29 protein-coding genes and 2 pseudogenes are annotated in these 26,740 nt (G+C 70.5%); 6 read left to right on the forward strand and 25 right to left on the reverse strand.

Translation table 11 applies throughout. The features are described from left to right. Positions 1–31 precede the first annotated feature (31 nt). A complete protein-coding gene (locus PV350_RS16780) occupies positions 32–409 on the forward strand; it encodes a hypothetical protein (protein ID WP_500334577.1) in 378 nt (125 codons plus the stop codon). A 50-nt stretch (positions 410–459) separates the two neighbouring features. On the opposite strand, the gene PV350_RS16785 is transcribed toward PV350_RS16780, so the two are convergent. From PV350_RS16785 to PV350_RS16885, 21 genes and pseudogenes are all read right to left on the reverse strand, one after another. Then, a complete protein-coding gene (locus tag PV350_RS16785; RefSeq protein ID WP_499509897.1) occupies positions 460–813 on the reverse strand; it encodes a DUF1622 domain-containing protein in 354 nt (117 codons plus the stop codon). A gap of 129 nt (positions 814–942) precedes the next feature. Beyond that, a complete protein-coding gene (locus tag PV350_RS16790) occupies positions 943–1,590 on the reverse strand; it encodes a cysteine hydrolase family protein (protein ID WP_499509898.1) in 648 nt (215 codons plus the stop codon). 260 nt (positions 1,591–1,850) lie between these two features. After that, the gene (gene fabG / locus PV350_RS16795; RefSeq protein ID WP_500334578.1) at positions 1,851–2,591 is read right to left on the reverse strand and encodes a 3-oxoacyl-ACP reductase FabG; all 741 of its coding nucleotides are present in this window, start codon (positions 2,589–2,591) and stop codon (positions 1,851–1,853) included. Further along, a complete protein-coding gene (gene cofC / locus PV350_RS16800; RefSeq protein ID WP_499509900.1) occupies positions 2,579–3,274 on the reverse strand; it encodes a 2-phospho-L-lactate guanylyltransferase in 696 nt (231 codons plus the stop codon). The genes fabG and cofC overlap by 13 nt, the downstream gene beginning before the upstream one ends. Next, positions 3,271–5,874, reverse strand: a pseudogene (locus PV350_RS16805) (bifunctional FO biosynthesis protein CofGH); the annotation flags it as partial. The pseudogene PV350_RS16805 and the gene cofC, both read right to left, overlap by 4 nt. Then, complete coding sequence (locus tag PV350_RS16810) at positions 5,873–7,030, reverse strand: acyl-CoA dehydrogenase family protein (RefSeq protein WP_500334580.1); 1,158 nt, start codon at positions 7,028–7,030, stop codon at positions 5,873–5,875. The gene PV350_RS16810 and the pseudogene PV350_RS16805, both read right to left, overlap by 2 nt. Positions 7,031–7,089: 59 nt before the next feature. Further along, complete coding sequence (locus PV350_RS16815) at positions 7,090–7,746, reverse strand: enoyl-CoA hydratase/isomerase family protein (protein ID WP_499509902.1); 657 nt, start codon at positions 7,744–7,746, stop codon at positions 7,090–7,092. Next, a complete protein-coding gene (locus tag PV350_RS16820; protein ID WP_500334582.1) occupies positions 7,743–8,792 on the reverse strand; it encodes an LLM class flavin-dependent oxidoreductase in 1,050 nt (349 codons plus the stop codon). The genes PV350_RS16815 and PV350_RS16820 overlap by 4 nt, the downstream gene beginning before the upstream one ends. Positions 8,793–8,959: 167 nt before the next feature. Continuing rightward, a complete protein-coding gene (locus PV350_RS16825; protein WP_499509904.1) occupies positions 8,960–9,262 on the reverse strand; it encodes a muconolactone Delta-isomerase family protein in 303 nt (100 codons plus the stop codon). A gap of 83 nt (positions 9,263–9,345) precedes the next feature. Next, entirely contained in the window at positions 9,346–10,224 is an 879-nt protein-coding gene (locus tag PV350_RS16830) for an ABC transporter substrate-binding protein (protein WP_500334584.1), read from the reverse strand. Between the two features lie 173 nt (positions 10,225–10,397). Then, entirely contained in the window at positions 10,398–10,748 is a 351-nt protein-coding gene (locus PV350_RS16835) for an NIPSNAP family protein (RefSeq protein WP_499509906.1), read from the reverse strand. Continuing rightward, entirely contained in the window at positions 10,745–11,413 is a 669-nt protein-coding gene (gene npdG, locus PV350_RS16840) for an NADPH-dependent F420 reductase (protein WP_499509907.1), read from the reverse strand. Before npdG ends, PV350_RS16835 begins: the two co-directional genes overlap by 4 nt. A gap of 130 nt (positions 11,414–11,543) precedes the next feature. Further along, on the reverse strand, positions 11,544–12,359 hold the full coding sequence (locus PV350_RS16845) for an IclR family transcriptional regulator (protein ID WP_499509908.1): 816 nt from the start codon (positions 12,357–12,359) through the stop codon (positions 11,544–11,546). Positions 12,360–12,386: 27 nt separating this feature from the next. Next, positions 12,387–12,857, reverse strand: a complete 471-nt coding sequence (locus PV350_RS16850) for a VOC family protein (protein WP_499509909.1) — start codon at positions 12,855–12,857, stop codon at positions 12,387–12,389. Positions 12,858–12,898: 41 nt separating this feature from the next. Next, entirely contained in the window at positions 12,899–14,509 is a 1,611-nt protein-coding gene (locus PV350_RS16855) for an AMP-binding protein (RefSeq protein WP_500334586.1), read from the reverse strand. Then, positions 14,491–15,945 (reverse strand): aldehyde dehydrogenase family protein, encoded by a 1,455-nt coding sequence (locus PV350_RS16860; RefSeq protein ID WP_500334588.1) that lies wholly within the window; start codon positions 15,943–15,945, stop codon positions 14,491–14,493. Before PV350_RS16860 ends, PV350_RS16855 begins: the two co-directional genes overlap by 19 nt. A 25-nt stretch (positions 15,946–15,970) precedes the next feature. After that, positions 15,971–16,858 (reverse strand): TIGR03619 family F420-dependent LLM class oxidoreductase, encoded by an 888-nt coding sequence (locus PV350_RS16865; RefSeq protein ID WP_499509912.1) that lies wholly within the window; start codon positions 16,856–16,858, stop codon positions 15,971–15,973. Positions 16,859–16,897: 39 nt separating this feature from the next. Then, positions 16,898–18,091: a CaiB/BaiF CoA transferase family protein gene (locus PV350_RS16870; protein ID WP_499509913.1), complete on the reverse strand. Its 1,194-nt coding sequence runs from the start codon at positions 18,089–18,091 to the stop codon at positions 16,898–16,900. Between the two features lie 455 nt (positions 18,092–18,546). Beyond that, entirely contained in the window at positions 18,547–18,768 is a 222-nt protein-coding gene (locus tag PV350_RS16875; protein WP_499509914.1) for a helix-turn-helix domain-containing protein, read from the reverse strand. Beyond that, entirely contained in the window at positions 18,768–19,259 is a 492-nt protein-coding gene (locus tag PV350_RS16880) for a DUF2975 domain-containing protein (protein ID WP_499509915.1), read from the reverse strand. Before PV350_RS16880 ends, PV350_RS16875 begins: the two co-directional genes overlap by 1 nt. Before the next feature lie 147 nt (positions 19,260–19,406). Then, on the reverse strand, positions 19,407–19,853 hold the full coding sequence (locus tag PV350_RS16885; RefSeq protein WP_500334591.1) for a GNAT family N-acetyltransferase: 447 nt from the start codon (positions 19,851–19,853) through the stop codon (positions 19,407–19,409). A 210-nt stretch (positions 19,854–20,063) separates the two neighbouring features. On the opposite strand from PV350_RS16885, the gene PV350_RS16890 reads away from it, so the two are divergent. Together PV350_RS16890 and PV350_RS16895 are read left to right on the forward strand one after the other, a co-directional pair. Beyond that, on the forward strand, positions 20,064–21,038 hold the full coding sequence (locus PV350_RS16890) for a GNAT family N-acetyltransferase (protein WP_500334593.1): 975 nt from the start codon (positions 20,064–20,066) through the stop codon (positions 21,036–21,038). Between the two features lie 193 nt (positions 21,039–21,231). Continuing rightward, a complete protein-coding gene (locus tag PV350_RS16895; protein ID WP_500334594.1) occupies positions 21,232–21,699 on the forward strand; it encodes a GNAT family N-acetyltransferase in 468 nt (155 codons plus the stop codon). 135 nt (positions 21,700–21,834) lie between these two features. Here PV350_RS16895 and PV350_RS16900 read toward each other — a convergent pair. From PV350_RS16900 to PV350_RS16910, 3 genes and pseudogenes are all read right to left on the reverse strand, one after another. Then, positions 21,835–21,927 (reverse strand): annotated as a pseudogene (locus PV350_RS16900) (transposase); the annotation flags it as partial. Positions 21,928–22,061: 134 nt separating this feature from the next. Beyond that, the gene (locus tag PV350_RS16905; protein WP_500334596.1) at positions 22,062–22,274 is read right to left on the reverse strand and encodes a hypothetical protein; all 213 of its coding nucleotides are present in this window, start codon (positions 22,272–22,274) and stop codon (positions 22,062–22,064) included. Then, complete coding sequence (locus tag PV350_RS16910) at positions 22,271–22,861, reverse strand: GNAT family N-acetyltransferase (RefSeq protein WP_500334598.1); 591 nt, start codon at positions 22,859–22,861, stop codon at positions 22,271–22,273. Before PV350_RS16910 ends, PV350_RS16905 begins: the two co-directional genes overlap by 4 nt. Before the next feature lie 144 nt (positions 22,862–23,005). Here PV350_RS16910 and PV350_RS16915 point away from each other — a divergent pair, with 144 nt between their 5' ends. After that, positions 23,006–23,878, forward strand: a complete 873-nt coding sequence (locus tag PV350_RS16915; protein WP_500334600.1) for an NAD-dependent epimerase/dehydratase family protein — start codon at positions 23,006–23,008, stop codon at positions 23,876–23,878. Positions 23,879–24,013: 135 nt separating this feature from the next. Further along, the gene (locus PV350_RS16920; RefSeq protein ID WP_500334605.1) at positions 24,014–24,586 is read left to right on the forward strand and encodes an LOG family protein; all 573 of its coding nucleotides are present in this window, start codon (positions 24,014–24,016) and stop codon (positions 24,584–24,586) included. Here the strand turns inward: PV350_RS16920 and pdxR are convergent. Beyond that, positions 24,579–26,033 (reverse strand): MocR-like pyridoxine biosynthesis transcription factor PdxR, encoded by a 1,455-nt coding sequence (gene pdxR / locus PV350_RS16925; RefSeq protein WP_500334602.1) that lies wholly within the window; start codon positions 26,031–26,033, stop codon positions 24,579–24,581. The two genes, PV350_RS16920 and pdxR, sit on opposite strands and share 8 nt — an antisense overlap. Before the next feature lie 47 nt (positions 26,034–26,080). On the opposite strand from pdxR, the gene PV350_RS16930 reads away from it, so the two are divergent. Beyond that, positions 26,081–26,581, forward strand: a complete 501-nt coding sequence (locus PV350_RS16930) for a carboxymuconolactone decarboxylase family protein (protein WP_499509923.1) — start codon at positions 26,081–26,083, stop codon at positions 26,579–26,581. The last annotated feature ends 159 nt before the right edge of the window (positions 26,582–26,740 follow it).

The following is a 26,740-nucleotide window of genomic DNA, read 5'->3' on the forward strand; positions in this document are numbered from 1 at the left end:
ACCACGACGGCGAGCAGTTGAAGGAGTCCGTATGACACAGGCTGAGCAGAACAACCGCCCGCCACGGCGCATCGACGAACTTCAGGACGTCTACGACTTTCTGGACGAGGTGCGCCTTCGCCCTGGCATGTTCGTCCGCGGGGGCTCCCTGCAGCACCTCGACTCGACGCTGTACGGGTATCGCCTGGCCATGGGCATCCACGGCATCGAGGAGGACTTCCCCTTCTGCGAACCGGGTGCGGAACCCCCCTTCAGCCGGTGGCTTTGCCAACGCAACGGCGAGGAAAGCTCGCTGGGCTGGTCGACGCAGATCGAGCGCGAGGCCGAGGCCACCGGAACACCGGCGATCGAGCTGTTCTTCAGCCTGCTCGACCAGTTCCGAGCCGAGCACGATCAATCGGCGCGGTAGCTCTCTCCAGGGATGGCGTCGCTCCGCCGGTCGCCGGCGCCCACGCGGGGTCAGTCTTCGGCTCCGGCCGCCGGCTTTTGCCATGGCCACCGCCCGGTGATCTCGAGCTCGAGGGAAAAGCTGAGGAAGGTCCGGATGCCCACGATCACGGCCAGCACTCCGACGCTTGCGTACGTCGGTGCGACGGCGACCGTGCGGATGATGTCGCCGGCTACGAGGAACTCCAGACCCAGCAGGATCGAACGCCCGACGCGACGGCGATAGTCGCGGTACACGCCCGCCTGTCGGCGACCGAGCCGGACAGCCGCGAGAACGGTCGCCAAGAGCGTTCCCACGACGATGACGGCCACGCCCGCGGCGTCAACGGCTCGACCGGCCAGCTCCACGATGTGTTGGAGCTCCACGGAATCCCCTCTCGCACCGACCCGAATCCGCTCGCCTATGGTCCGCAATCTCTATTGCTACCGCACTGCACTCCCCGCGCAGTGGACCGGCGACCGTCGACGGCGCACTGTTTCCCGGCTGCGAGTTCCTCAGCGCATTCCATCGAGCACTTCGTCAGTCGACAGCAACGCATGGGCGAAGAAGCGGTAGTTGATGATCGCCGCCTGATAGCCGTCGCCCCATTCCGGGTGCCGGGGTCCGGCTGTCGCATCCCTGACCACGGCCACCTCAAATCCCTCCTCGATGAGGTGGCGCATGTGGGACTCGACGCACATGTTCGCCAGCATCCCGCCGAGAACGATCCTTTGCATTCCCCGCTTGCGCAGTTGCAGCACCAAGTCGTTGGATTCCGGGCCGAATACCTTGTGCGGGCTGGCGACCACCGTTCTGCCGTCTTCGATATAGGGCTTGAAGCGGTCCAGCCAGTCTGCCCCGGAGTTTCGGAACCCGGTCAGATCGAGCTGTCCCGCCCGTGCGAACGTGTGGGTCTCCAGCTCGCTCGTCTCGAGCGGCCCGTTCATTCGCCATCCGTTGTCGGTCGGGTAGAAGTAATGGGGCGAGATGAAGACCTCATAACCGCCCGCCTTGGCCGCCTCGAAGATTCTCTCCATATTCTCGACGGTTCTGTTCTCCGTGACACTCGCCCCCACCGCGTCCCAGTTCGCTCCGTTCTCGCTCAGCACGTCGTTCTGTGGGTCAATGAACACGACCGCCGTGTCGGTATTCCTGATTTCCACCTGGTGCTCCTCACGCGACAACAAACCACTGGCGTGATAAGTATCGGTACAGCGGATGTCCTTCCGAAGCACATTCCGGCCCGGAGCCGCGAGGCCCCTTCCTGCGGAGGGGCCGTCCCGGCCATTCGGCCCTCCGTTCCACCTTGCCCCATCGCGGGGCGTTCTGCATCGGTGAATTGCTGCACCTCGGTCGTCGTCCCTGCCCTCCCCGGCGAAGCTCGGGCGGCCGTGAATCCCGACATCACTTGATCAGCGGCTGGTCACATGTGACGGCCGCCGGTCACCTCGATGACCGTCCCCGTGAGGTACGACGCGAGGTCCGATGCGAGGAAGAGCGCCACCGAGGCCACCTCCGAGGCCTCGCCGGCGCGTCGCATCGGGATCTCGGCGAGTTTCGCGTCCCAGATGTGGGCCGGCATCGCCTCGGTCATCGGCGAGCGGATCAGACCCGGGGCGATGGCGTTCACCCGCACGCCGTGGTGGGCCATCTCCTTGGCGGCGGCCTTGGTGAGCCCGATGATTCCGGCCTTTGCCGCCGAGTAGTTGGTCTGGCCGACGAAGCCGACCTTGCCGGAGATCGAGGAGAGGTTCACGATCGCGCCGGAGCGCTGTTCGCGCATGACGGCGGCAGCCAGTCGGGTGCCGTTCCAGCAGCCCTTGAGGTGTACGGCGACGACCTGCTCGAACTGCTGCTCGGTCATCGTCCGCATGGTCGCGTCACGGGTGATGCCCGCATTGTTGACCATCACATCGAGTCCGCCGAACGTCGAGACGCACAGGTCCACGGCGCTCTGGATGTCCGCCGCGGCGGTGACGTCGCACGCCACCGTCACGACCCGGTCGCCTGCGTCGAGGCGCTCTGCGGCACTGTGGGCGGCGTCGGCGTCGCGGTCGGCGATGACGACCCGAGCGCCTTCGCGCAGGAACGTCTCGACCGTCGAGAGCCCGATGCCCTGGGCGCCTCCGGTGACGATGGCGGCGCGGTCCCTCAGCAGACCCATCGATGTCCTCCAGGAATGGTGTGTGCGGCCGGCGTGCGCCCGTACGTGTCCGGGTCGAGCCGGCCGAGCGCGTCGGAAAGGTGGGAGTCGGAGTGGTTCACGAGTGGTGCGACGAGCAGCAGATGGGCGAGGTGGTCGACGTCGAACCGCAATGACGCCAGGTCGGGTTCGGTCAGTTCGTGGGCGCCGGAGCCGCGGTGGGCCGCCCGTGATTCGGCGCCGTACGACGGTTGCAGGGCCTGTCCCGGGCCGGCCGTCAGCAGGGTGGTGCCGCGGCACTCCGCGTCGGCGACGAACGCCCTGTCACGGGTCCGGGCGTATGCGAGGGCACGCCCGAGGACCGCCGGTTCGAGGAAAGGGAGGTCCGCCGGGAGAGAGGCCACGGCGCACCGGGGGTGGATCGCCCGGGCCGTCCGCTCGCCCTGCCGGAGGGCCTCGTTGAGGCCGGGGCCGTCGGTCAGGACGGGGCGCACGTCGAGGTCGTCGACGGTGTCGAAGTCCTGGAGGCGGTCGAGTACGACGATGACCTCGCCGACCCCGGGTGCCGTCCGTGCGGCCGTCACGGTGTCGCGGAGCAGGGCGCGGGCGACGCTCCGCCGGTCCCGCGGGCCCAGTTCGAGGCGGCTCTTGGCCAGTCGGAGGTCCTTCTGGGGGATGACGATCACCCAGTTCGACCGCCTCATCGGAGGAACCCGACGCTCAGCGGCAGGGCGCGGTGCACCTCGGTGTCGAACCCGAGCGCGGCCTGAGCGCGCTCGGCGGTGACGTCGTCGTAGGTGGTGGTGCGCTGCCGTGTGGTCCGGCCCGCCGCGGCCGCCAGTTCCTCGATGCCGGCGATCGTCCGCATCGACCCGTTGGTCGATCCGGCCATGCGGCTGATGGTCTCCTCCATCAGCGTGCCGCCGAGGTCGTTGGCTCCGCCGCGCAGCATGTCGACGCAACTCTCCGGATCGAGCTTCACCCAGGAGCAGGCGATGTTGTCGATGTGGCCGTGCATGAGGAGCCGTGCCAGTGCGTGGACGGCACGGTTGTCGCGCCGCGTCGGGCCCGGACGGGCGATGCCCGCCAGGTAGATGGGCGAGTTCTGGTGCACGAAGGGCAGCGGTACGAACTCGGTGAATCCGCCGGTCTCCTGCTGCAGCTGGACCAAGGTCCTCATGTGGTCGACCCAGTGGCGCGGCTCGTCGACATGGCCGTACATCATGGTCGCGGTGGTCCTGATGCCGAGTTCGTGCGCGGTCCGGATGACCCGGATCCACTCCCCCGCCGGGAGTTTGCCCTTGGTGAGCACCCATCGGACCTCGTCGTCGAGGATCTCGGCGGCTGTGCCCGGGACCGAGTCGAGGCCCGCGGCCCGTGCTTCGCTGAGCCATTCGGAGACCGGGATCCCCATGCGGGAGGCGCCGCTGATGATCTCCATCGGTGAGAAGGCGTGAAGGTGGATCTCCGGGCAGCGCCGCTTCACCTCGCGGGCCAGGTCGAGGTGGACGGTGCTGGGCAGGCCGGGGTCGATGCCCCCTTGCATGCAGATCTCCGTGGCTCCCACCGTCCACGCCTGCTCGACGCGCTCCCCCACCTCGTCGAGCGAAAGGCGGTAGGCGTCCGCGTCGCTGGCCCGTTGTGCGAAGGCGCAGAACCGGCAGCCGACGTAGCAGACGTTGCTGAAGTTGACGTTCCGGTTGACCACGTAGGTGACGACGTCACCGACCGCCGTACGTCGGACCTGGTCGGCGAGCAGGCACAGCACGTCGAGCTCGGGGCCGTCGGCGTAGGCCAGCGCGAGCGCCTGGTCGCGGGTGAGACCCGCCGGGTCGCGTTCGGCGGCGCGCAGGGCCGCGGCGACGTCCGAGTCCAGCCGGTCGGGGGCGGTGGAACCGGGCGACGTCGACCTGTCCTTCAGCTCGTCCGCCAGCACCTGCCAGTCGCCGAAGGCTTGGTCGAAGTCGCCGCGCGCGGTCGTCCGCCGGCCTTCCCGGTCGATCGCGACGTGGAGGTCGGTGCGGCCGGAGGACACCGCTTCGGCCGCCTCCTGCCAGGGCAGGCCCGACGGGGTCACATCGGCCGCGAGGCCGGTGGCCGGGTCCGCCAGTGCCTGCAGGTGCGGTCGTACTCGGGCGTCCGCCCAGGGGCCGCCCGCGCGCAGGTACTCCGGCTGTACCGCCAGCCGCTCGCGGAGGTCGAACCCGGCCTCGGCGGTCAGTTCCGCCAGCCGCGCCAGCTGCGGCCAGGGCCGCTCCGGGTTCACATGGTCCGGTGTGAGGGGCGAGACCCCGCCCCAGTCGTCGACACCGGCCGCCAGCAGGAGGCGCAGTTCCTCGGGGTGGGAGAGGTTGGGAGGGGCCTGGACCCGCATCCGTGGGCCGAGCAGGATGCGTGCCACCGCGATCACGGCGAGGTACTCCTCGAAACCGGCGTCCGGGGCGGCGCGCATCGCCGTGCCGGGCTTGGCCCTGAAGTTCTGGACGATCACCTCCTGGACGGCGCCGTACTGCCGGGCGATCCGGCGGATCTCCAGGAGGGAGTCGACGCGGTCCTCGGGACCCTCCCCGATGCCGACCAGGATGCCGGTGGTGAAGGGGATGCTGGTCCGCGAGGCGTCCTCGATGACGCGCAGGCGCACCGCAGGTTCCTTGTCGGGCGAGCCGTGGTGGCACCCGCCCGGCTCGGCCCACAGCGAGCGGGCGGTGGTCTCGAGCATCAGGCCCATGGATCCGGCCACGGGCTTGAGCCTCTGCAGCTCCGCCCAGCTCATCACGCCGGGGTTGAGGTGCGGGATCAGCCCGGTCTCCTCGAGCACGAGGATCGCCATCGCGCGGACGTAGGACAGGGTGTCCTCGTAGCCGCGGGCCTCCAGCCAGGACCGCGCCGCCTTCCAGCGGTCCTCCGGCCGGTCGCCGAGGGTGAAGAGGGCTTCCTTGCAGCCCAGTCGGGCGCCCTCACGGGCGATGTCGAGCACCTGGTCCGGCGTGAGGTAGGGCTCGTCGAGCCGGCCCGGGGTGGTGGCGAAGGTGCAGTAGTGGCACCGGTCCCGGCACAGCCGGGTGAGCGGGACGAAGACCTTCTTGCTGTACGTCACGACGCCGGGGCGGCCCGCGTCCTCCAGGCCCGCCGAGCGGACGGAGGCAGCGATCTCGCACAGCCGGGTGAGGTCGTCTCCACGCGCTCCGAGCAGGGCGGTGGCCTCGTCGCGGTCGATGCTCTTGCCGGCGCGCGCTCGGGCCAGCGCACGGCGTACGGGTGCGGCGGTCATCGCGGCCCCCTCACGTGGAGATCGGCGCGCATCAGCCGGCTCGCAGACCCATGGAGCGGGCGATGACGTTGAGCTGAACGGCGGGCGGGCCGGCGACCACCCGGGCGATGATGCCGTCGCAGTGGTGCATCGGCAGGGTGTGGTCGCGGACGTACCCGTACGCGCCCTGGATCTGCATGGCCAGCGCGGACGCCTCGGCGTAGATCTGCCCGCTCAGGAACTTGGCCATGGTGCTCTCCACTTCGCAGGTCAGGCCCGCGTCGAAGAGGCCGGCCGAGCGCCGCACGGCGCATCGGGCGGCGTCCAGCCGGACGAACATCTCCGCCAGCGGGAGCGTCACGCCCTGGTAGGAGGAGATGGTGCGGCCGAACTGCGCTCGCTCGTTGGCGTAGGTGACGGTCATGTCCAGCACCGATCCGACACTGCCGAGGAAACCGGAACTGATCATGATCCGTTCCAGTACGAGTCGCTCCTTGAGGATCTGCCAGCCCTGTCCCGGCCGGCCGAGCAGTGCGGAGTCGGGCAGGTGGACGTCGTGCAGGAACACCTCGTAGATGCCGCTGATGTTGCGGCCCAGGGCCGGCAAGCGGCGGAGCTCGACCGACGGGTGGTCGGCGGGCACCAGGAAGACGGCCAGGTCGTCGCGCTTGCGTCCGCCGTCGCCGACCTTGACGAGCACCTCCATGACGGTGCCGGGGAGGCCCGCGCCCTCGCAGTAGGTCTTCTGGCCGTTGAGCACCCAGCCGCCGTCGACCCGCTCGGCCCTGGTGGAGACGCTCGCGGCGTCCGACCCGACGTCGGGCTCGCTCACCGCGATCGAGAACCGGCCGTCGCCGCTGAGCACCGGCGCGACGTAGGTCTGCCGCTGCTCCGGGGTGCCCCAGCGGACCAGGTCGCGGATCCCGCTGAAGTTGAGGTTCAGCAGGGCCACGAGATCGGAACTGGCACGGCCCATCTCCTCGCACAGGGCGACGAGCAGGCTAGCGGCGTCTTCTACGGGCTCGTCCGCGTCCGCGGCCATGTCGTACCAGCCGAGCTTCGCGATCTCGCGGTAGAGCTGTTCGGGATAGGAGCCCTCCTCGTCCCAGACGCGGACGTCGCGTTCCGGGGCGTGCCGTGAGAGGAACGCGCGGGCGGTCGCCCGCAGGGCTGCTTGTTCTTCGCTGTCGCTGAAGGGGCTTGGGTGCATGAGCGTCGTCTTTCGTCGGGTGTCACGTGGTGGTAACGGTGCGGCTGCCTCACGGCCCGTCAGCCGGTGAGCGTTGCCCGGAGCTTGTGCAGGAGGTCGGCCGGCGCGGCGGCGAACCGGTCGGCGAGGTCCCGCGCGTGCCGGTCGAGGTCCGGGGCGGCGACGACCTCGACGAGTCCGAGCCGGGCCAACTCGTCCGCGGTGAAGCGTTCGTCGGCGGCCAGCAGCCGGAACGCGAGGGCAGGGCCGACGGACGCGCGGAGCCGCCGGACGGTCGCCTCCGGGGGGAGGAAGCCCAGGCGGAGTTCCGGGAAGCGGAAGGCCGCCTCAGGAGCCGCCAGGGTGACCACCGCCGCCGCGGCCAGGGCCCATCCGCCGCCGACGGCCGGACCGTGCACGGCGGCGACCGATGCCGGGAAGGCCTCGATGAGAGCGCAGGCCTGCTCGATCAGTCGCCGACGCAGGCCCGGTTGCCCGATCGCGGTGCCGTCGTCGGCACGTACGTCCGCGCCCGCGCAGAACGCGGGTCCCGCTGCCCTCAGCACCAGGACGTCCGCGTGTCGCTCGCGGGCGTCTTCGAGCGCCTCGACCAGTTGCAGGAGCAGCGGGACGTTGAGCGCGTTGCGTGCGTCCGGACGGTTCAGGGTCACCGTCGCCACGGCGCCCTCGCGCTCCATCAGGCACAGCGTCGGGGCGTGCTCCGTTGCGGCGTTCACCGGACCTCCGGGAGCACCTGGGAGGTCAGCAACTCGACCGCCTCCGCCGGGTCGGGGCCCACGGGAGCCCCGACGTACGCCTCGGTGAAGCCGGCGCCGCGGGCGTACTCCAGCAGCTCCGTGAGCGCCTCGATGCAGTCACCGGGGGTTCCGGAGATGATCAGCTGGTCGGCGATCTCCTGGGGCAGCAGTTCCGCGGCGGCGTGGACGCCGTCGCCCGCCTGCACGGCCGCCCGGGTCGCCGCGTAGTCCGGCTGCTCGAAGCCGACCCGCTGCAGGTTCTCGTGCGGCTGCTGGCTGACGATCAGCGCGGCCTGTCTGCGCGCCGCGGCCTTGGCGCGGTCACGGTCCGCCGACACGGAGATGTTCACGCCGTAGATGCGGGTGAACTCGCGGCGGGTGCTGCGCTCCCGTCCGCGTTCGAGCCGGTCGAGGTTGCTCACCGAGTCGAACTGGCCGCTGCGGAAGGCGGCCAGGCTGTGTGCCGGGAAGTTGCTCGCGCAGATGACGCCGTCGGCGAGCTCACCGGCCATCTCGAGTATGCGGGGCCCCGCGCCGGCGACGACCACCCGCACGGCGGGGTCCTTCACCCAGTCAAGGGACGCGCGTGCGTCCTCGCGCAGACCGAGGTCCTCGCAGGTGAGCGGGAAGTCGCCCAACCGGATGATCTCGCCTTGCCACAGCGCCCGGCAGATCCCGATCAGCTCCGCGACCCGTCCCACCGGATTCGACCGGTCCATCAGCGCCATGACCAGGCCGCCACCGGTACCGATCCCCATGCTGACCTGGCGTCCCGCGGGCATGAACTCCGCCAGCGTGGCCATCGTCGAGGCCATCTCCAGGGGGTTGCGCCCGAAAGGGAAGGTGACCGCCGTGCCGACGCCGGCCCCGGTCCGGGCCGCGATCGCGCCCAGGACCGCGCTCACGCCTCGCGACTGCATCTGGTCGCTGACCCAGATCGTCTCGAAGGCGCGGGCAGCGACCTCGGCGACCTCGACCATGCTCGGTCCGGCCGCCCAGGCGTGCAGCTGAATGCCCTTGATCATCGACCCTCGATTCATTTTACTGAACTGCGTCCACGATATGGAACAAGCTAAGTATCGGAGTTGCTCCGGTCAAGACCCTGATTTCCGCCCGATTCGTGCTGCCGGACCGTGCGTGAGCACACCTGAGCAGCCCGAAGCTCCGCGACGGGCGACGACGTGACCCCGGCTCAGCCGGTGGCGTCGGCCCTGCCCGGGTCGTTCGGGTGCGACTGGAGGGCGGTGACGACGGAGGTCATCCACGGCCACAACGGCAGCGTGTCGAGGACCTTGTCGTACAGTTCGGCCTCGTCGGCGGCGCGCCACAGTGCGATGCTGCGCATCTCTCCCACCGGGCGCCAGATCCGGACCAGGTGGCCGGCGGCGATGAGCTCCGCGGCCCGAACGGCCTCCGCGGCGCGACGGCGGTCGACCTCGGCCGGATCGGTACCGTCAGGAATGTTGGTGGTGACCTCCACCAGGAACTCTTTCACAGGCCTGCCTCTCTGTGATGCTCGGAAAGTACGGTGCTGCGGCTCCCTGTTGGACGGCGCGATGTCAAGACTTCGGGTCGCCCCTAGGGGGTGGTGGGTGCGGTGCGGTAGAAGTCGGCCGCGGTGAAGGTCGCGGGGACGCCGAGTTCGGCGGCGACCGCGGTGATGGCGGTGGCGCCGGCGGCGGGGTCGGCTTGGCCGTCGGTGGTGAAGTGCGGCGCGATGAACTTCCCGTAGTGCGCCCGGACTTCCTCCGCGGTGTGTCCGTTGAGGAAGGTCTGCAGGTATCGCACCGTGGTGTCGGGGTCGTTCCGGATCACCTGCAGGGCGCGCCGGTGGGCTCGCACGACGGCCTGGACCGCGGGGTCGTCCGGGTGGATGTGGGTGGGGTCGACGGCCACGCCCACGGTCGGGATCTGGAAGTGGTCGCCGACGAAGGCCAGCACCTGCCAGCCGTTCTCGGCGGCCACCGCCTCCGGTGCCATGGTGTCGCCGACCACGGCGGCGTCGATCGTGCCCTCGCGCAGCCGGCGCAGGTCCATGCTGTAGTCGCCGGGCGAACGGACGAGGGTGTGGACGTCGCGGTCCGGGTCGAGGCCGGCCCGCCGCAGGACGATGCGGGTGAAGCAGCCGGGTCCGGTGTGCGGCGGATGTACCGCCAGTCGTCGGCCGGCCAGGTCGGCCAGGGAGTTCAGGCCGGGGCGGGCGAGGAACCAGAACTGCGGGCGTTGCGTGTTGACGTTGAGCGCGACCCAGGGGATGCCACCGACGAGCCGGGACAGCAGCGTCCGGCCGAGCCCGATGACGGCGCCGCGGCGCAGCCGCTCCGGGTCCCAGACGGAGCCGTCCCGCAGTGCGACGTGGACACCCTCGTCGGCGTAGTGGTCCTGCTGGTCGGCGATGTAGGTGACCAGTTCCTCGTGCGGGCCGCGCCCCACGTAGGCCAGATCGATCGTGTGCATGAACGTCTTCCTCCGGAGATCGTTGCGCATCGGCCGGCTCGCAGCCCCAGGGAGCGGGCGACGACGTTGAGCTGGACCGGCCGACGGGCCGGCGACCACCTGGGTGATGGCGCCGGGGGAATTGCTCGGGTCAAGAGCCCCCGTGCCCTCCGGCCGGCCGTCTGAGGTCGCGGTCAGAAGAGGGCCGGACCCGCCGAAGGCGCACGGCGGGACGCCGCGTAATCGGGCTCGACGAGGTAGGTGCTCACGATGTCCTCGATCAACGGCCCTGCCGCTTCGGTACGTTCCTTCAGCGCGATCCACCGCGGATCGGCCCGGAAGGCCTCCCAGTGCGCGACCGCCGCGGCGACGTCGTCGAACGCGCAGGCGTAGACGATCCGCCGCCGCTCGCCGACGACCTGCCAGAAGCCCCGGAGATCCAGACCGACCTCCTCGAAGAGGTCGAGGGTCTCCTCGGCGAAACGGCGGTGCAGCTCTTCCTCCCGCCCGGGCAGCGCGAGGTACTCGCGCAGTTCGAGGATCATGCCGGGATCCCCGAAATCGCGAGGCCGGAGCGCGTCTTGTAGCGACGGTTGATGCCGATGAGCACTGCGGTGAGCGGCTCGAGCTGGCGTGCGTTGCGGAGGGCGCCGGCTTCGATGCCGGGTCGTCCGGTGATCGTCGCGGCCAGGTCGGCCACCTCGGCCTTCGCGGCCAGGTCGTCACCGCACACGAGCACGTCCTCGTGGTCGAGCAACCCGTCCTCCTCCCACAGCGTCACCGCGGACAGGTGGTGGAAGGCGCCCACGACGACCGCGTCGGGGACCAGTTGCTGTGCCTGTTCGGCGGCGCTGCCCTCCTTGACGGCCAACCCGTAGGGGCCGTGCTTGTCGAAGCCCAGCGGGTTGACGCAGCTGATCAGCAGCTTCCCGGCGAGGTCCGGCGCCAAGTCCGTGACCAGCTCGCCGTGGCCGGCCCACGGCACGGCGAGCAGGACGACGTCGGCGGCCACGACGGCGGCGCGGTTGTCGAGACCGCACACGTCGACGGTCGTCCCGGCACGGTGCCGGATCAGGGACGCGGTCTCCTCCGCACGCTCCGCCGAACGGGATCCGACGACGACCCGGTGCCCGGCGCGGGCGAAGCGCAGGGCCAGGCCCTTGCCCTGCGGGCCGGTCCCTCCCACGACGGCGATGGTGTGGTTCCCCACGGTTTTGTACTCCTCTCGGGTGAAAAGGCACCCCAGCCCGGCACCGAACGATCGGCATGCGGGCAGGGTCGGACGGCCCGGCGGTGCGGCTGCGCCGGGCAAGTGAGGTCGAACGGGGTTCAGCCGGGCTTCAGTCGGCGACTTCCTCCGGACCGACGACGGGGTAGTCGGCCGGGACCTGTCCACCGCTGCGGGCGGTGATGGCCCGGGCGGCCGCCACCAGGTCCGGGGCCAGCTCCTCGACGTCGTGCGGTGTGAGGTCCGCGCCGATGCCGAGCAGGGTGATCAGCAGACAGGGGTATCCGTCACGGTCGAAGACCGGGAATCCCACGACGTTGAGCTCGGGCCGGTACTCACCGAAGACGGCACCGAAGCCACGGGCACGGATCTCCTCGCGCCCCGGGCCACCGGCCGGCTCGACAGCGTGCATGTCGTCACGCCACGCGGCGGTGATCCGGCGGAGCAGCGGCGCGTCCCGGCCGAAGCGGGAGCCGATCTCGATGGTGGTCTTGATGGCCTTGCGGCTCTCCATCTTGGCGATCGCGGTGAAGTGCCCGTCGGGCATCGGCTGGATCGCGAGGCAGGCCAGGCGGGTCCGCTCGGCCAGCCGCTCCATGTACGGCCGCGCCTCGGTGACCGGCGTGGTGCGGGTGACCGCCGCGATCCCGTACTCCACCAGCAACGGCCCGAGGTTGTAGCGCCGGGTCTCGGGGTCGTAGCTGATCAGGCCCTCGGTCACCATCGTCCGGATCAGGTTCGACGCCGTGCTCTTGGCGAGCCCGCAGCGGTTGGCGAGCTCGGTGAGCGTGGCGCCGCCGGCGCTCTGGACCAGGGTGTCCAGCACACGAACGGTGCGCGAGACCGCCGGCACGAGGACTCCGCCGCCCTGGTCACCCGCATCGTCGTCCCGGGGCGCGCCATGCTGCTGGGAAGGGCCGATCGCCACGTCTTCCTACCTTCCGGTCAGGGTGTTTCACCTGACCGTAGCGGCATCCCCCACCAGCTCGACGAAGTGGAACAGGGTGCCGTCGGGGTCGCGGGCGAACAGCAGCTTCCAGCCGTTGACACCGTCCGGGCCCATCACGGTCTGCGGCGTGTGCAGGAACTCGACGCCCTCCGCGCTCAGCCGGTCGTACTCGGCCTGGATGTCGTCGGTCAGGATCGAGAAGCGGCACAGGCCGGGGTGGACGAGGTCGCTGGTCGCGCGACCGCCCGCCTCGATGTCGCGCCATTCGATGACGTCCAGCAGCGCCTCGTCCGGAGAGTCGTTCAGCCGCAGGTGCGCGAAACGCAGCTTGCCGGCGCCCTCGACCATGAAGGCCCGCGCGAGGTTGGCGTCCTCGACCTCCTTGTCCTGCACGACCTGGAAGCCGATGCGCCGGTAGAAGTCGATCGTTCGGTCCATGTCGGTGACGTTGATGCCGACGTGCCAGAACCTTCGCATGATGGTTCCTCTCATGAGTGTGTGACGGTGGTTGTCGTGTGTCAGTGGGTGGGTGAGGTGAGGCGGCGTCTGAGCAGCTTCCCGGTCTCGGTCCTCGGCAGGGCCGCCACCACCTCGAACTCTCGGGGTCTGGCATGCGGCCCGACCGACGCCGCCACCAGCTCGCACAGCTCCGCGCGGAGCGAGTCGCCGAGCTCGCCGACGGCAAGGCGAAGGAACACCTTCACGTGCTGGCCGAGCTTGTCGTCCGGCACTCCGACCGCGGCGGCTTCGGCGACGAGCGCGTGCTTCAGGAGGGCGTCCTCGATCTCCGAGGGTCCGATCCGGTAGCCGCGGCTCTTGATGACGTCGTCGGCGCGGCCGAGGTACTCCAGTCGCCGCCCGTACGCACCCCGTGCCAGATCGCCCGTACGGTGCCAGGGGCCCGCGTGCGGCAGCGCACGCTCCGACTCCGCGTCCCACACCCCCAGCATGGCGACGGGATCCGGCAGTGCCACGGCGATCTCACCGGCCTCGCCGTGGCCCACCTCCTCGCCGCTTTCGTCGAGGAGCGCGATCCGGTGGCCGGGATAGGGGGCTCCCATGGTGTCGTCGTCGACCGAGCCGAGGACCCCCGAGTCACCGATGAGCGCGTTCGCCTCGGTCTGCCCGTACGCCTTGTTGACCGCCCGGGCCAGATGCCGCCGGGCCCAGTCCATCTCGGAGCGCCCGGCCGGCTCCCCGCCGGTGACGACGGCACGCAACCTGTGTTCCGGCGCCCGGTCGTTGGCCTGGAGCAGGCGCAGGACCGACGGTGGCAGGAAGGCGGTGGTGACGCCGCAGCGCGCGAAGAGGTCGAGGGTGGCATCCGGGTCGAAGCGCGCCTGACGGTGCGCGACCACCGGGACCCCGAAGGACCAGGGGACCAGGAGCCCGAGCAGGAGGCCGCCGATCCATCCCCAGTCGGCCGTCCCGTAGTAGACGTCCCCCGCCTCGAAGTACTCGAACGCGCAGTCCACTCCGGCGTGGCCGAGCAGGACCTGGTGACCGTGGACGATGCCCTTGGGCGGACCGCTGGTCCCGGAGGTGTACAGCAGGAGCGCGGGTCGGGACGGGCCTCCGGGGTGTGGGGCGTCGAAGTCCGCGTCGACCGGCTGTTCGGCGATTCCCCGGCCCTCGGCGCCGTCGACGGTCAGCACGACGCGGTCCTCGACCCGGCATCCGGTCGCCCTCAGCCGGTCGAGCCCCGCCCCGTCGGAGACGAATACCTTCGCACCCGAGTCGCCGAGGCGATGCGCCACTGAGGTGCCGGTCAGGAGCCGGGGGATCGTAAGCAGTACGGCCCCTGCGGCCAGCACCCCGAAGACCACCTCCGCGGCGGCGGGCGAGGGATCGAGGTAGAGGGCGACGCGGTCGCCCGGCCGTACGCCGTGTGCACGCAGGACACCGCCGATCCGCAGCGCGGCGCGCTGGACCTCGCCGAAGGTGATCGGCAGTGGCGCGTCCGCTCCGGCCGTGAGGAGGGCCACGGCGTCCGGATCCTGTGCGAAGAGCGCGTCGTGCGTGATCGAGTAGTCCTGCGCCGGCGACCACCGGGGCACGCCTCGCAGTTCCCGCAGTCGTGAGACGGTCGGGACGCTCGCGCGGTCCTGCGCTAGTCGAGACGCGCCCATACGCTCTTCTCCTTCGTGAAGCTCTCGATCGCGCTCTGGCCGAGATCGCTGCCGTATCCGCTGTCCCGGAAGCCGCGGTACGGGGAGGCGGGGTTGAGCACGCCCCAGCTGTTGATCCAGACGTTCCCGGCGTCCAGGGACCCGGCGAAGCGCAGCGCCCGTCCGACGTCGCGGGTGAAGATCCCGGCGGCGAGGCCGTAGACCGTGTCGTTCGCCATCGCGAGCGCCTGGTCCTCGCCCTCGAAGGGCAGCACCGCCAGCACGGGTCCGAAGATCTCCTCGCGGGCTATCCGCATGTCCGGCGTCACGTCCGTGAACAGCGCGGGCTGGTAGAAGAAGCCGCGGCCGGGCTCGTCCTCGGGATGTTCCGCGCTCCCCGCCAGCAGGACCGCGCCCTCCTCGACGCCGGACGTGACGTAGGAGTGGACCGAGCGGCGCTGCTGGGCGCTGATGAGGGGACCGATCTCCGTCTCCGGGTCGAGCGGGTCGCCGACCTTGGCCGACTCGACCCGCGTTCTGACCAGTTCGACGACCTCGTCGTAGATCGGCCGCTCGACCAGCAGTCGGCTGGGAGCGGTGCACGTCTGGCCCTGATTGCCGTACATGGCCTGGAAGACCAGGTCGGCGATCGCCTTCGGGGAGGCGTCGGCGAAGGCGACCATCGCCGACTTCCCGCCGAGCTCCAGCGAGGTGGTGACGAGCCGTTCGGCAGCCATGCGGCCGATCTCCAGGCCGACCTCGGTCGATCCGGTGAAGGTGATCTTGCCGACGAGCGGGTGCTGGACGAGCGCGTTCCCGGCCACCGTGCCCCGGCCGGGCAGGACGTTGACCACCCCGGGCGGGATCCCGGCCTCCAGCGCCAGCTCGCCCAGGGCCACCGACACCAGGGGCGCCAGCTGCGCCGGCTTGAGGACGATGGCGTTGCCCGTCGCCAGTGCCGGTGCGATCTTCCAGATGGACTGCACGGCCGGGAAGTTCCACGGCGTGACGGCGCCGACCACGCCGATCGGCTCCCGCACGGTGTAGTTGAGGAAGCGGCCGGGCGCCGGGGTGGTCCTCCCCTCGATCTTCGTGACCAGACCGGCGAAGTACTCCAGGGTCTCGATCATGACGGGCAGGTCGATCGAGCGCGACTCGCGGATCGGCTTGCCCATGTCCCGGGTCTGCAGTTCGGCGAGCTGGTCCTTGTTCGTCTCGATCAGCGCCGCGAAGCGCAGCATCAGACGGGTGCGCTGGGACGGCCGGAGGCGCTGCCACGCCTTGGCGCCTTTCCGCGCGGTCTCGACGGCACGGCCGACGTCGTCGACGGTGGCCTCGGCGACGGCCGCGATGCGGCTGCCGTCGGCGGGGTTGACGGTGTCGAAGGTCGCCCCGGTCGAGGCGTCTGTGAGCTGGTCACCGATGACCAGCGGAACACTGGAGGTCAGGGCACGCATGATCGATGTCGCTTTCGCTCGGGCGTCAGGGAAGGCGGTGAGCGGTCGGCAGGACCGCCTCGGCGAGGGCCTGGAGCTCCTCCATCGCGGACTCGAGCGTGGCGTGCTCGAACGAGGTGTCGCACACGAAGTGGGTGACACCGAGATCGGCGTAGGCCTCGATGGTCTCGGCGTTGTAGGGCGCCTTGCGCAGCGGCCGCGCCGTCAGGGTGATCTCGCTCATGTCGCGGCCGGCCGCCTCGACGTGCGTACGGAGGGTGGCGAGGTGGCCCGCGTACTCCTCGGGACCGATCGCCAGCGGGTGCCAGCCGTCGCCGATGGCGGCGATCCGCCGGAACGACGCCTCGCTGTAACCGGCGAACCAGATCGGGATGGTGCCACGCACGGGCTTCGGGTACATCTTGAAGTCGTGCAGGTCGTAGAACTCGCCGTCGAAGTCCACTTCGTCGTCGGACCACATCTGCCGCATCGCGTTGACCATCTCCGTCACGCGACGCCCCCGGTCCTTGAAGGGCGCGCCCAGGGCCGCGAACTGCTCCTTCATCCACCCGACACCGACCGCGATGGACAGCCGGCCCTTCGACAGGACGTCGATGCTCACCAGCGTCTTCGACGTCTGCACCAGCGGCCGCCAGGGGAGGATCAGGCAGGACGTGCCGAGCTCGACGGTCTCCGTCGCCGCCGCCGCCCAGGTCAGTGCCGTCAGGCAGTCCAAGTAGGGCGTCTCGGGCTCCCAGAGGAACTTGCCGTCTTCGGTGTAGGGGTACGGCGTGTCCACCTTCGTGGGCAGGGCCACGTGATCGGTCATGAACAGCGAGTCGAACCCGATCTTCTCCGCGTACCGCGAGACCTCGCTGATCGCGTCCGGTCCGGCCCAGGGACCGGCGCCGGGGATCCTGATGCCAACCTTCATGTGATGCTCCTTTGCGGAAGTGGCTGAATCAGCGGACGATCAACGGACGACGCGGGCGGCCAGCAGCCGCGCGATGTCCTCGTCGTCGTGTCCGAGCTCCTTGAGGAGCTCGGCGGTGTGTTCACCCAGCGATGTCGGCGGCCGCTCCACCCGACCGGGGGTCGCCGACAGCTTGATGGGGACGCCCGGCACCCGGAGCGGGCCGAGCGTGTCGTGCGCGATGTCGACCACCAGGTCCAGCGCACGGATCTGGGGATGGACCACGGCCTCGTCGTACGCCAGGACCGGGGCGCAGATGACGTCCTGCTCGGTGAGGAGTTCGACGACGTCGTCCCGGTCGCGCCCGGCGAACCAGGGGGCCAGCGCGTCGTCGAGCTCCTCGCGGTGGGCGAGCCGGCTCGCTGCATCGGCGAACCGCGCGTCGTCGAGCAACCGCTCGGCGCCCACGGCCCGCGCCAGCCTGTCGAAGTGGCGGTCGTTGAAGGCCACCACGTGCACGGCTCCGCCGTCCCGGGTCGGGTAGGCGTTGTACGGCGCGTAGAAGTTGCTCGCGTTGCCGACGCGCGACTGCACGTGGCCGGCCAGCAGGTACTGCCCCAGCCAAGGCGTCTGCAGGTGGAACAGTGAGCCGACGAGCGACACCGAACCGTGCTGGCCGGCTCCGGTGCGCTGCTTCGCCAGGAGCGCGACCAGCGCCGCGACGGCGACCAGGTAGCCGGAGGCGCTGTCGGCGATCGGCGGCCCGGCCTTGACCGCGGGCCCCTGGGGTTCACCCGTGGCCTGCATCAGCCCGGTGAGCGCCTGGGCCACGGGATCCAGCGCCGGCCGCCCGGCCAGCGGCCCGCTCTCGCCGTAACCGCTGACGCTGAGGCAGATCAGGTGGGGGTGACGCTCCCGGAGGTCCTCGGGAGTCAGGCCGAACCGCTCGCGCACGCCGGGCAGCATGTTCTCGATCAGTACGTCCGCGCCTGCGCACAGCTCGTGGAAGAGCTCCCGGCCCTCCTCGGTCCGCAGGTCGAGCGCGATCGCCCGCTTGTTGCGGTTGACCCCGGAGTACACCCCGCTCATGCCGTCGCGGCCGGGCCCGAAGGTCCGGGACTCGTCCCCCGCGATGGGCTCCACCTTGACGACGTCGGCGCCGAAGTCCGCCAGGATCGACGCCCCCAGCGGGCCCGCCACCATCGTGGCCGCGTCGATCACCCGCGTCCCCGCCAAAGCCTGAGTCTGAACCATCACACGACCGTTTCTGTTCATTATTTCGAACTCGCATCGGGATTGTGAACGACTGTAGGCACGGGTCGAACCTCCGTCAAGACCCGCTCACCGGCGTTGGTGAGCTGCGGGCCTTACGGGTGGTGGGTGATGGTGGGGCGATACCGGATGGATGGGCACATGAGGCAGGACATCCGGCGGATGGGATGAACCGGCCGCGCCGACCTGCACGTTCGGGCCCTGTTCGGCTGGCGGCGCGACCGCGCGAGCTCGACGGAGGGTGCCCTCCCGGTCCGAGCCGACGGGTACGTCGGTACGTCGGTGCGTCGTTCCCGCCCGACGACGAACCCCCGCCCTTCCGGCTGGGAAGGACGGGGGTTCGTCGTCGGGAGGTCACGTACGCGGGTCGCGCGTGCTCCACGTGCCGCGTCACGGGCCGGCGGTACCACGCGTTCTCACGCCCGGCCCCGGGCACTTCATGCGCCCGCGGCGTCCTCCGCCTCCCAGCGCAGCAGGTCGCCCGGCTGGCACTCCAGCACCTCGCAGAGCGCGGCGAGCGTCGCGAAGCGCACCGCCTTGGCGCGGCCGTTCTTGAGCACGGCAAGGTTGGCTGGCGTGATCCCCACGCGGTCCGCGAGCTCGCCCACGGACATCTTCCGCCTGGCCAGCATCACGTCGATGTCGACGGAGATCGGCATCAGATCACCTCGTCCAACTCGGCCCGCATCTGCGTCGCCTCGACGTCGCGCGCGACGGCCTGGGCGAGCAGCATCCGCAGTACGAGCACCATCAGCGCGACCCCCAGGATGGCCACGCCGACCCCGCCCATGATGACGGTGACTCCCGGGTCCTCCCGCTGGCCCGGCGCATTGATGGCCGTGACCGCGAACCACACGAGGGCCGCCGCCACGATCGCGCCGATCATGACGTCCACGTACCGGAAGGCGGCGTGGGAGAACACGGTTCCGCGTTGCACCATCCCCACCAGCCGCCATACGCAGACCAGGGCGACCTGGGCCGACAGCATCCCCAGGACCGTGATCAGGCGCAGCGGGGTCAGCGGGAGCGACCCGTCCTCCGGGTCGTTGCCCGACACCAATGCCCACACCATCCCTGCCTGTACGAACACGGTGCCGGCGAACACCACCACCAGCACGGCGCGCAGCGCACGCACGGTCAGCTTTCCCATGACCCACCCTTCCATCGAGTTACGATGGAAACCTATCGAATCTCGATAGGTGAAGCAAGTGCGGGGACGGAGGGTGGGCAGCGCCCTTCACACCGCGGCGGAACGCCGGCGGCGGTTCCCCGAACCCCGGAAGAACCGGTTGATTTCCTATGAATGCGTGTCACGCCGGTAGGTGTAGAGGATGAAGCCCTCGTGGAACCTGCCCACCTTGTCGTACAGCGCGCGAGCCGGGGCGTCTTCCAGGGTGTTCCAGTAGAGGCCCGGGGCGCCGTGTTCCTCCGCGTCGCGTGCGACCCATTCGATCAGCGCGGTCGCGACACCCTGCCGCCGCACCTCCGCGTCCACGAACAGGTCCGCCAGGTAGCACTTCCCTGCGTACCAGACGCTGGCGTGGAACAGGTAGTGCGCGATGCCGACCATCCTGCCGTCCAGCCGGGCGGCGATCCCGCGTATCCGCTCGTCGCCGAGCAGGCGTCGCCAGGTCCGTTCGTAGCTGTCGTCGTGCCGTTCGACGTCGAAGTACGTGTCCTTGCCGCGGGCCAGCACTTCCCAGCAGGCGCGGTCGGACTCGGTCAGGAAGCTGATCTCCACCATGGTGCCCATCCTGCCGCGCCGCCGGATCGGCGGTGGGCGTCCGGCGGCAAGCCGGCGTCCGGCCGTCACCGGGGCGGGACGTGCCCCGGGGTGTGACGCCGGGGCTGATCCGGGGCCGCCGAAGGCCTTGAACCCCCGTCGCATCCACCCTCCGCCCGCGTCGGCAAAACAACGCGACAGCCTGCGGGCGGAGTCCGTACTGTCGCCGCCATGGACGCAGAATCCACCACCCTGGCGTGGCGACCGCTCACCACAGGCGACGCGAAGACGTCGGCCGACCTCCTCAACGCCATGGAGGCCAAGGACAAGATCGGCGAGAACTACGAGGAGGCGGACACCCTCCAGGAACTGGTGGATCCCTACGCGGACTTGGAACGCGCGAGCCTCGCCGCCTTCGACGGCGACGTGATGGTCGGCTACATGAAGGCCACCTACAAACCGACCGCCGAGGACGTGCACCGGATCATGGTCGACGGCGGCGTGCACCCGCACTACCGTCGCCAGGGTGTCGGCACCGTGCTGCTGAAGGCCGGGATAGCGGGCGCGAAGGCGTTGCACGCACTGCACCAGCCGACACTGAAACTCGAGGTCCAGGTCCAGAACTGCGAGCGCATCGCCGGTGCGGCCGAGCTCTACCGCTCCCAGGGTTTCGCACCCGCCCGCTACTACCACTTCATGGAGCATCCGCTCGGTGACGCGATCCCGGACGCGGCGATCCCCGACGGGCTGCGGGTCGAGCCGTGGTCGGAGCAGAACGACGAGGAGTTCCGGATGATCCGGAACGAGGCGTTCAAGGACCACTGGGGTACCGTGCCGGTGCCCGTGGACGCCTGGAAGAACAAGATCACCAATCACACCTTCCGGCCCGAGGTCAGCTTCCTGCTCCGGGACGTGGCGAACGGGGCCCCGGCAGGCATGCTGGTGACCATGTCGTGGGAGGCCGACACGGTGGCCACCGGCGTGCGCGAGGCACACTTCATGCTCATCGGGACGCTGCGCGACTACCGCAAGCGCGGCGTCGCCGGCGGCCTGATCCGGCACGCGCTGCGCAGCGCCGCCGACCGGGGCTACGGGAAGGCCAGCCTGAGCGTGGACTCGACCAACCCCAGCGGGGCGTTCGGGATCTACGAGAAGGCCGGCTTCACACCCAAGGAGCGGTACGTACGGTGGGCGCTCGACGTCTGACGGCTTCGGTCCCCGGGGACTCAGCTCGATGGAGTGAAGTGAGCCGGTGGGGCATCGACCACTGCGAAAACCGATGGACACGTTCCAGGGCGCTCCGCAATCATCCGGCGCTGTGACAGATGAACCCACCCGCCGTTCCCCGGCCCCGACCGGCCTCAGGTCAGTGAGATTCGTCGATCTCACGAGCACGGCCATGACCGCCTTGCTGGACGACGACCTCGCCCGGGCCAGTGCCGAAGCAGGGGTCGAGCTCACGGACTACTTCCTCACCGGTCAGGCGAAGTGGGTGTGGCGGTATCGGCTCGACCAGCTGGCCTCGGACCCGGACAGCGCGGGGTGGCTGACCCGAGCCGTGGTGGCCGAGCCCGAACGCGTCGTCGTGGGGTATGCCGGGTTCCACGGACCTCCCGATGGGGCGGGCATGGTGGAGATCGGCTATTCGGTGGCCCCCGGTTACCGTCGCCAGGGATACGCCAGGACGATGCTGACCGAGTTGCTGCGTCGCGCCGCCGCCGACTCCGCGGTCAAGACCGCGCGGGTGACGATCAGTCCCGAGAACACCGCATCCCTGGCCACGATTTCCGGATTCGGCTTCGTGGAGGTCGGAGAGCAGTGGGACGAGGTGGACGGCCTCGAGCTCGTCTTTGAAGTCCCGGTCTGAATAGGCTGCTGCCAGAAGGCGGCTCTCCGTCCGGAAAAGCCCTACGCGCCAACCTGGTTGCCGTCTCCGGTCACAACACCGGTGTGGTCTCCTCAGCGTCGAGCTGGTGGTCCGCCCAGACGTAGCTTTCGGGAAGTCGGCATGGCGGTTTCGCCAGATGATGTAGCGGCGGCGGAACATGCTGCCCTGTTCCTCGTGGCCGGCGTGGGCGGTGCCATCGAGGGTGAAGCACTCGTTCTGGCCACCCGGACAGGGGGGCGGCCACGCGCCGCCCGGCACAACACCGGGGCGGCGCGTCACATCACGACAGAGCAACCGACCAAGCACTCCAGGGTGCGAGGATCAGAACTGAGTGATCGTCACTACCTGTCGGCGCGCAGGTTTTTCCACGCGGACCACGTGAGGGCGATGGCGAGGTACGTGGCTATCAGTCCCAGGGCGAACAAGAGCCAGAAGACGGTCACACTGAGTACCGGCACATTGTGCGTCAACATGTTCAGGATCGCCGCCAGGCCGCCCCCGAAAGTCCACAACCCCCAGATGATGCCGATGTCATTGCTGGAACTGCTGCTCATTGCCCCACCCCTCCACGCCGGGCCCGGTGTTGGGCCCGGGTCGGCAGGCTACCGACCTTGGCACCCCGTTCAACGGGGGCATGACCTGCACGCTTGCGTTCCAGCAGGGTGACCGTGACGCCGGGCGCGACATGGCGCTCACCGACAGGTGTGAATCCGCGCCGACGGTAGAGCGCGAGTGCGGGCAGGTTGGCGGTCGCCGTGGAGACGACGGTCAGCTCCGCGGGCTCGATCGAATCCAGTGCGTCGAGTAGTGCCGTTGCGACGCCGCGGCGATGTGCGTCGGGATGGACCACGAGGCGGCAGAGGTCCAGAACGCCGTTCGGCAAGCGGGTCCAGGCGACCGCTCCGACGAGGCTCGACCCGTCGCGAACGCCGAGGAAGGACTCGTCGCACGTGCGCAGTTGGTCAAGGGACTCGTGCAGGGGCGGGATGCCGTCGAATCCGATAAGGCGGGCTTCGACGGCGTAGGAGGTCCGCTGAAGGTCCCACAGATGACGCAGGGTGCCGGGATCGGCGAGGTCGAGCCGGACCGGTTCCGCGAATGGCCGGTGGAGTGCGGGGGCGGGGTGGGGGTGGCCGGTCATGCTGCGATCCTCTCAGAATTGGTCCGCCGACACATCCGCGAAATGGATCCGGCTCCGGTACCACTCACCGCCTAGCGTTGCGGGTACGACCAGGGACCGTCCGCCCCGATGGGACGGTTCCGCCTGATCACAGGAGAGTGGACCATGCATGTCTTCGTTGCCGGTGCCACCGGCGCTGTCGGCCGTCAGCTCGTTCCGCTGCTGCTCGCCGAGGGGCACCGCGTCACGGGAATCTCGCGCAGCTCGGCGGGTGTCGAGCGCATTCGGCAGCAGGGGGCGACCGCCGTCCAGGCGGACGTGTTCGACCGGGAGGCGCTGCACCGGGTCCTGGCGGACGCCGCGCCGGACGCGGTGATCCACCAGCTCACCGACCTGTCGGACGCGGACGGGGAGGCGACCAACCGGCTGCGGCGCGAGGGGACGGGCAATCTGGTGGACGCGGCGGTGTCCGCCGGCGTGACCAGGATCGTCGCCCAGTCGATCGCCTGGGCGTACGCGCCCGGGGAGGGGCCGGCCGACGAGGGCACACCGCTGGACGTCGGGGCGGCGGCGCCGCGCGGGGGGATGGTGGAGGGCGTCCGGGCGCTGGAGGAGAAGGCCGCCGAGGTGGAGACGGCGGTGCAGCTGCGGTACGGCATCCTGTACGGCCCGGGCACCTGGTACGCACCCGGGGGGCCCGTCGCCGCGGCGCTGGCCGGGGATCCGTCCGCCCGCTTCCTCGGGAGCACCGAGGCGGACCTTTCGGTGATGTCGTTCCTCCATGTCACCGACGCCGCCCGGGCCGCCGTCGCCGCGCTCGCCTGGCCCTCGGGTCCCGTCAACATCGTCGACGACGAACCCGCGCAGGCCCGCGAGTGGCTGCCGGCGCTGGCCCGCGCCTTGGGCGTTCCGGCCCCCGAGCCCGTACCCGGTCGCCTGGACTGGGCGCGGGGCGCGTCAAACGGGCTGGCCCGGTCGCGCGGGTGGCGACCCGGGCATGCCTCGTGGCGCACCGGCTTCGCGGCGCAGATGGCCTGACGCAGGTCGCGGGCCGGCGGCCCGCCACGGGTCGCGGCCGCGGAATTGGTCCGGTGTTCCGCGCGGGGAATGGTCCGCGTGTGAGGGTGCAGGCCCGCGTACGTTCGGGCCATGACCGCTGAAGCGCCCGCGCCCATGAAGATCTGTGTCTTCCTCTCCGCCGCCGACCTCGATGAGCGCTACACGCGGCCGGCCCGCGCATTCGGCGAGCTCGTCGGCGCAGGGGGCCACACGCTGGTGTGGGGCGGGTCGGACACCGGGTTGATGAAGGTCGTCGCCGACGCCGTACGGGAGTCGGGCGGGCGGCTCGCCGGGGTCTCGGTCGGCTTCCTGAAGGAGTGGGCCAGGCGGGACGCCGACGCGATGGTCTTCGCCGAGGACCTCGCCTCGCGGAAGGCCCGGCTGCTCGCCGCGTCCGACGCGGTCGTGGTGATGGCCGGCGGCTTGGGAACCCTGGACGAGGCGACCGAGGTCCTGGAACTGAGGAAGCACGGTCTGCACGACAAGCCCGTCGTGCTGCTGAACACGGCGGGCTTCTACGACGGGTTGATCCTCCAGCTCCGGCGGATGGACGAGGAGGGATTCCTGCCGGTGCCCCTGGCGGAACTGGTCCTCGTCGCCGACACCGGTGCCGCCGCATTCGCGCAGCTGGAGGCCTCCCTCGGGGCGGCCGGGCAGGTCGCCCTCACGGAACGCACCCTCAACTGAGCGCCTGGGGCAGCACGCTGCACAGGGTGTCGAGTGCGCCCATCCACGCGCTGTCCGAGGGGGCCGCGTAGTTGACCACCAGGGCGTCCCGCTCGGGCAGCTGCCAGCCGGAGTCCTGCGCTTCGTGGCCGAATTCCCTGAGGCCGCTCACCGCGAGACCCTCCCGGGCCGCCGCCTGGACGACCGAGTTCTCGGTTCCCGCAGGGAGTTCGAGGACGACCTGGAGCCCTGCCTCCATGCCGGCCGCCCGGACGCCGGGCGCCCGCTCCGCCAAGGCTGCGACCAGTTGGTCGCGGCGTCTCCGGTAGCGCTGTCGCATCGACCGCACATGCTGGTCGTAGGCGCCCGAGGTGATGAACTCCGCCAGCGTGAGCTGCTCCAGGGTGCTGGACATGTAGTCGCCGTACCCCTTTGCCTCCACGACCTCGGGGACCAGCTCGTCCGGGAGCACCATCCAGCCGAGCCGTACCCCCGGGGCGAGCGACTTGCTCGCCGAGCCGCAGTACACCACGCGCTGGGGGTCGAGGCCCTGCAGGGCGCCCACGGGCCGGCGGTCGTACCGGAACTCCCCGTCGTAGTCGTCCTCCAGGATCAGGCCGCCCGTGTCCCGCGCCCAGGCGACGGCCGCGGTGCGCCGCTCCGGGCACAGGGCGACTCCCGTCGGGTACTGGTGCGCCGGGGTCATCAGCACCGCTCCCACTCCCGGCAGGCGTGCCAGGTCGTCGGTGCGTGCGCCGTGCTCGTCGACGTACACGGGCGGGGTCCGCAGGCCGGCGTTGGTCAGCAGGTCGCGGTAGAGGTCCAGGCCGTACGCCTCGACGGCGACCGCTCGCGCCTCACGGACCCTGAGGACCTGCGCCATCAGTGCCAGTGCGTGGTGGAAGCCGGAGCAGACGACGATCCGCTCCGGCTCGGCGTACACCCCGCGGGCCCGTGCCAGGTAGTCCGCGAGCGCGGCGCGCAGTTCCGGACGGCCGCGGGGGTCGCCGTAGCCCAGGGCGTCGTTCGGCGCGGCGGTCAGGGCGCGGCGTGCGGCGGCGAGCCACTGGGTGCGGGGGAACCTCGCGAGGTCCGGCGAACCGGGCTGCATGGCGTACCTGGGGCGGGTCCGGACGGGCCTGGTGTGGGGAGCGCCGGTCGGAGGGCTGTGCGGCTCGGCCCTGGGGGCCACCCGGGTCCCGGAGCCCTGCTGGGCGGTGAGCCAGCCCTCGGCGACGAGCTCCGCGTACGCCTCCACGACGGTGTTGCGGGAGACGCCCAGGTCCGCGGCGAGCGAGCGGGACGGCGGCAGCCGGGTACCGGGCGCGAGGCGCCCCGTGCGCACGGCTTCCCGCAGCGCGTCGGTGAGCCCGGTGCGCAGTTTGGTCCCGCGCAGTTCCAGATGGAGGTCGGCGCCGATCGCGGACGCAGGCGGTTCGGCGGCGGAATTGGTCCGGGAATCCATCATGTAATTGGACCATACTCCGGTACCACCGGATCCGTAGCGTTGCCGGCATGACGATGAACGAAGCACATGAGCACACCACCCGTCTTCCGGAGCACACGGCGCGCATGGACTGGGCCAAGCTCGCCCCCGAGGCCTTCAAGGCGCTGGTCCGACTGGACTCGGCCGCGGGCCGCGGTGTCGACGCCGGCCTGCTGCACCTGGTGAAGGTCCGCGCGTCACAGATCAACCACTGCGCCTTCTGCCTGGACATGCACAGCAAGGACGCCATGGCCGCCGGCGTATCCGCGGAGCGCGTGATCCAGCTCGGCGCCTGGACGGAGGCGAAGCACTTCTACACGGCACGGGAGATCGCGGCGATCGAGCTCACCGAGGCGATCACCGTCGTGACGGACGGCTTCGTCCCGGACGAGGTGTACGCCAGGGCCGCCGCGCAGTTCGACGAGACCGAACTGGCCCACCTCATCGCCGCGATCGTGGCGATCAACGCCTTCAACCGCATCGGCGTCTCGACCCGCATGGTCCCCGGCCACCACACGCCGAACGCCTGACACGCCCGCCCGGCCGGGCCTTCGACCCACCCCGCGCACGCTGGGGCCGGGTCCCCGCCCCGCCGGGCAGGCCCGGCGGGGCGGGGACCCGGCCCCAGCGTGCGCGGGTCTGTTATATACATCTGACGATGCGGACGATAATAAACAAAAAAACGACAG

It is taken from the genome of Streptomyces sp. PA03-6a (assembly GCF_033792765.1).
In the GTDB taxonomy this organism is placed as follows: domain Bacteria; phylum Actinomycetota; class Actinomycetes; order Streptomycetales; family Streptomycetaceae; genus Actinacidiphila.

Bases quoted from the DNA above. Each gene is read 5' to 3' on its own strand.
- PV350_RS16860 (WP_500334588.1), bottom strand. From the start codon at position 15,945: ATGCGTGCCCTGACCTCCAGTGTTCCGCTGGTCATCGGTGACCAGCTC.
- PV350_RS16875 (WP_499509914.1), bottom strand. From the start codon at position 18,768: ATGCCGATCTCCGTCGACATCGACGTGATGCTGGCCAGGCGGAAGATG.
- PV350_RS16910 (WP_500334598.1), bottom strand. From the start codon at position 22,861: ATGACCGGCCACCCCCACCCCGCCCCCGCACTCCACCGGCCATTCGCG.
- PV350_RS16895 (WP_500334594.1), top strand. From the start codon at position 21,232: ATGACCGCCTTGCTGGACGACGACCTCGCCCGGGCCAGTGCCGAAGCA.
- PV350_RS16820 (WP_500334582.1), bottom strand. From the start codon at position 8,792: ATGATCAAGGGCATTCAGCTGCACGCCTGGGCGGCCGGACCGAGCATG.
- pdxR (WP_500334602.1), bottom strand. From the start codon at position 26,033: ATGATGGATTCCCGGACCAATTCCGCCGCCGAACCGCCTGCGTCCGCG.
- cofC (WP_499509900.1), bottom strand. From the start codon at position 3,274: ATGAGGCGGTCGAACTGGGTGATCGTCATCCCCCAGAAGGACCTCCGA.
- PV350_RS16870 (WP_499509913.1), bottom strand. From the start codon at position 18,091: ATGGTTCAGACTCAGGCTTTGGCGGGGACGCGGGTGATCGACGCGGCC.
- PV350_RS16830 (WP_500334584.1), bottom strand. From the start codon at position 10,224: ATGCACACGATCGATCTGGCCTACGTGGGGCGCGGCCCGCACGAGGAA.
- PV350_RS16780 (WP_500334577.1), top strand. From the start codon at position 32: ATGACACAGGCTGAGCAGAACAACCGCCCGCCACGGCGCATCGACGAA.
- PV350_RS16865 (WP_499509912.1), bottom strand. From the start codon at position 16,858: ATGAAGGTTGGCATCAGGATCCCCGGCGCCGGTCCCTGGGCCGGACCG.
- PV350_RS16850 (WP_499509909.1), bottom strand. From the start codon at position 12,857: ATGCGAAGGTTCTGGCACGTCGGCATCAACGTCACCGACATGGACCGA.
- PV350_RS16855 (WP_500334586.1), bottom strand. From the start codon at position 14,509: ATGGGCGCGTCTCGACTAGCGCAGGACCGCGCGAGCGTCCCGACCGTC.
- PV350_RS16890 (WP_500334593.1), top strand. From the start codon at position 20,064: ATGGACGCAGAATCCACCACCCTGGCGTGGCGACCGCTCACCACAGGC.
- PV350_RS16915 (WP_500334600.1), top strand. From the start codon at position 23,006: ATGCATGTCTTCGTTGCCGGTGCCACCGGCGCTGTCGGCCGTCAGCTC.
- PV350_RS16930 (WP_499509923.1), top strand. From the start codon at position 26,081: ATGACGATGAACGAAGCACATGAGCACACCACCCGTCTTCCGGAGCAC.
- PV350_RS16920 (WP_500334605.1), top strand. From the start codon at position 24,014: ATGAAGATCTGTGTCTTCCTCTCCGCCGCCGACCTCGATGAGCGCTAC.
- PV350_RS16810 (WP_500334580.1), bottom strand. From the start codon at position 7,030: ATGCACCCAAGCCCCTTCAGCGACAGCGAAGAACAAGCAGCCCTGCGG.
- PV350_RS16905 (WP_500334596.1), bottom strand. From the start codon at position 22,274: ATGAGCAGCAGTTCCAGCAATGACATCGGCATCATCTGGGGGTTGTGG.
- PV350_RS16835 (WP_499509906.1), bottom strand. From the start codon at position 10,748: ATGATCCTCGAACTGCGCGAGTACCTCGCGCTGCCCGGGCGGGAGGAA.
- fabG (WP_500334578.1), bottom strand. From the start codon at position 2,591: ATGGGTCTGCTGAGGGACCGCGCCGCCATCGTCACCGGAGGCGCCCAG.
- PV350_RS16880 (WP_499509915.1), bottom strand. From the start codon at position 19,259: ATGGGAAAGCTGACCGTGCGTGCGCTGCGCGCCGTGCTGGTGGTGGTG.
- PV350_RS16885 (WP_500334591.1), bottom strand. From the start codon at position 19,853: ATGGTGGAGATCAGCTTCCTGACCGAGTCCGACCGCGCCTGCTGGGAA.